Origin of the sequence: Saccharothrix hoggarensis (assembly GCF_042678885.1) — a bacterium.
Taxonomy (GTDB): Bacteria; Actinomycetota; Actinomycetes; order Mycobacteriales; family Pseudonocardiaceae; genus Actinosynnema; species Actinosynnema hoggarensis.
In genome coordinates this window covers 1-3078 of the sequence record NZ_JBHTLK010000403.1, presented here as the reverse complement: position 1 = coordinate 3078, position 3078 = coordinate 1, and the positions used below count along the sequence as shown (strand labels likewise).

The following is a 3078-nucleotide window of genomic DNA, read 5'->3' as shown; positions in this document are numbered from 1 at the left end:
GCGCAGGGCGACCGCGGCGGACGGCACGAGCACGCCGTCCGGGTCGATCCGCTCGTCGTCCGCGCCGTGCCGGGCCAGCAGGCCGTGCCGCCGCACCACCCGCGTGCGGTGCTCGCCGCCGCGCCGGTCGAGCAGTTCGGCGAGGTAGGCGTCGAGGAGCCGACGCGGTTCGACGCGGGCCGGGTCGGGCAGGGTCTTCACCACCCGCAGCCACAGCGGGCCGTCCACGAGCTCGCGCAGGTGGGCGGGCACGCCGGCGAGGTGCCGTGCGACCTGCTCGGCGCTGAGCGGCACCATCGTCGCGGTCGTCCGCAGCCGCAGGCCCGGGTAGTCGGCGGTCCGGCAGGCCACCGCCATCGGCGGCTGGGCCAGGTCGGCGACCAGCTCGTCGATGGCCCGCGCGCACCGGTCCCGCAGGTCCGGCCGGACCTCGTCCAGGCCGTCGAGCAGCAGCGCGAGCTTCCGGTTGGCGAGCCAGGCGCGGGCGATCTGCGGGACGACGCCGTACCGGGCGCTCATCTGCCCGACCAGCCAGTCCGGCAACGCCTCCGGTGGCTCCTCGCGCCGCCGGGAGCGCGGGCGCAGCACGTCGGCGAGCCCGGACCGGCGGCTCACGCCCCAGCCGGCCAGGGACAGCACGACCGGGATCGGCTCGTCGGCGTCCCGTTCGGCCCGGTCGACCAGCGCTCCGGCCAGCCGCAGCAGCTCAGTGCTCTTGCCGGACCCGGCCGCGCCGAGCAGCGCCAGCGACTCGTCGCGGTCGTAGGCGGCGGTCGCCGTCACGTCGCCCTCGTCGGTGCGGACGACGAGCGTCAAGGTCTCGACGTCGCCCAACGCCTGCCGCAACGACGTGTCGACGTGCTTGCGCACGCGGGCCAGCGCGCGCGACCGGTCGCGCGCGGACGGCTCCGGGTTGGCGGACGCGCCGCGCCGGGAGCCGAGGTGACGGCCGGTCTCGACCACGACGAGGCCCAGCGCGACGCAGCCCCACACCGGCCACCCCCAGGCCGGCGGGTCGTCGTCGGTGACGAGGTTCGTCAGCAGGCCGATGAGGATGACCAGCAGGGTGGCCGCGACGGTCGGCAGCAGTCCCGGTGATCTCATCAGCCGGCAGCCTACGGGTCAGTGATCGTCCTCGTGCCGCTTCGCGAGACGTTTCGGCGCGCGGCACAGCCACGCCTCGGTCAGCAGCTCGGTCAGCTCGGCGGTGTCGATCTCCGCCAGGCGGACCAGGATCGCCGCGTACCCGTCGAAGTGCGGGGTGGTGAAGTAGACGGCCGGGTCGTCGGCGAGCAGCGCCTCCTTCGCCCCGAGGTCCGGCACGCTCGCGGCGAGCACGGGACCGTCCGGCGCGGCGGCGCCGAGGGCGGCCAGGTCGGCCTTGCGCAGCGGCCGGTCCCAGGCGAACGCCTTGTCCTTCACCCGCCAGCTGATCAGCCCCTCGCCGGACTCGCGCTCGGTGACCTCGGGCAGCGCGGTGGCGATGCGGTGCACGTCGTCCCAGGTGGCCATGCCGCAAACGGTAGACCGGGGGTCCGACAGCGCGCCCGATTAATCGTTGGCGTCACCAACGTTCTCAAGTATCGTTGGCGTCACCAACATCCAGGGAGCCCGCCATGATCACGCCCTTCACCCTCGACGTCCCGCAAGCCGACCTGGACGACCTGCGCGACCGGCTCGCCCGCACCCGGTGGCCCGACGAGCTGCCCGACGCGGGCCTCGACTACGGCTTCCCGCTCGCCCGCGTCCGCGAGCTGGCCGACCACTGGCTCCACGCCTACGACTGGCGGCGGCACGAGGCCGAGCTGAACGCCCTGCCGCAGTTCACCACCGCGATCGACGGCCAGCGCGTGCACTTCCTCCACGTCCGGTCGGCGAACCCGGACGCCCTGCCGCTCGTGCTGGTCCACGGCTGGCCGGGGTCCGTGGTCGAGTTCCTGGACGTCGTCGAGCCGCTGTCACGGGACTTCCACCTGGTCGTCCCGTCGATCCCCGGCTTCGGGCTGTCCGGACCCACGACGTCGCGCGGTTGGGACGTCCACCGCGTGGCGCGGGCGTTCGCCGAGCTGATGCGCCGCCTCGGCTACGACCGCTACGGCACGCAGGGCGGCGACTGGGGCTCCGGCATCGCCAGGGCCGTGGCCGCCGCCGTGCCCGAGCACGTCGTGGCCGTGCACGTGAACTACCTGCCCACGCCACCCGTGGACGGCGTCGCACTGTCCGAAGAGGACGAACGACGGCTGGTGAAGATCAGGGCCATGATCCGGAGCCGCCCCGGCTACCAGGTGGTGCACGCGACCCGGCCGCAGACCGTCGCCTACGCGTTGACGGACTCGCCGGTCGGCCAGCTGGCGTGGAACGCGGAGAAGTTCGCCGAGTGGGTCGACCCCGACTGCGAGATCGACGTCGACCGCGTCCTCACCAACGTGATGCTGTACTGGCTCACCGGCACGGCCGGCTCGTCGGCGAGGCTGGCACGCGAGACGGGCATCGTCGGGAACGACTGCCCCGCGCCGCTCGGCGTGGCCGTGTTCGCGCACGACATCGTGCTGTCCGTGCGGCCGTTGGCGGAACTGCGCTACCGGGTCGAGCACTGGAGCGAGTTCGACCGGGGCGGCCACTTCGCCGCGCTGGAGACGCCCGACCTGTTCGTCGGCGACCTCCGGAAGTTCTTCGCGGGCCGCTCGTAGCGCTACACGACGAGGGAGACGCCGGTCGCCGTGACCACCACGGCGACCGCCGCGTCCAGCACCCGCCACGCCGAGGGCCGGGCGAAGGTGCCCGACAACCACCGCGCGCCGAACCCGAGCGCGGTGAACCACAACACGCTGCCCGCCATCGCCCCCGCACCGAACCACCACCGGTCGCCGCCGAAGCTCGTGGACGCCGTGCCGAGCAGCAGCACGGTGTCCAGGTACACGTGCGGGTTGAGCCAGGTCAGCGCCAAGCACGTCACGATCGCCGCCGCACCCGCTCCCCCACCCGCCTTGCCCGCCGCTCTAGCGGCCGGACCGCCCGCGCCCGCGACCTCCGGACCCGCCGCACCGGCTCCCGCCACCGCCCCGCCCGCACCGTCCG

The 3078-nt window shown here is 74.2% G+C and carries 4 protein-coding genes; 1 reads left to right on the top strand and 3 read right to left on the bottom strand.

The window, feature by feature from the left end; genetic code table 11:
- A partial coding sequence (locus tag ACFQ3T_RS35545; protein ID WP_380730360.1) for an NACHT domain-containing protein occupies positions 1-1104 on the bottom strand: 1104 nt, incomplete at its 3' end.
- An 18-nt stretch (positions 1105-1122) separates the two neighbouring features.
- Positions 1123-1512: an MmcQ/YjbR family DNA-binding protein gene (locus tag ACFQ3T_RS35540; RefSeq protein WP_380730357.1), complete on the bottom strand. Its 390-nt coding sequence runs from the start codon at positions 1510-1512 to the stop codon at positions 1123-1125.
- Positions 1513-1616: 104 nt separating this feature from the next.
- On the opposite strand from ACFQ3T_RS35540, the gene ACFQ3T_RS35535 reads away from it, so the two are divergent.
- Entirely contained in the window at positions 1617-2690 is a 1074-nt protein-coding gene (locus ACFQ3T_RS35535) for an epoxide hydrolase family protein (RefSeq protein WP_380730355.1), read from the top strand.
- A 2-nt stretch (positions 2691-2692) separates the two neighbouring features.
- Here the strand turns inward: ACFQ3T_RS35535 and ACFQ3T_RS35530 are convergent.
- The coding region (locus ACFQ3T_RS35530) for a LysE/ArgO family amino acid transporter (protein ID WP_380730353.1) at positions 2693-3078 on the bottom strand (386 nt) is incomplete at its 5' end.

Excerpts from the sequence above, each read along its gene's own strand:
- ACFQ3T_RS35540 (WP_380730357.1), bottom strand. The coding sequence starts at position 1,512 with ATGGCCACCTGGGACGACGTGCACCGCATCGCCACCGCGCTGCCCGAG.
- ACFQ3T_RS35535 (WP_380730355.1), top strand. The coding sequence starts at position 1,617 with ATGATCACGCCCTTCACCCTCGACGTCCCGCAAGCCGACCTGGACGAC.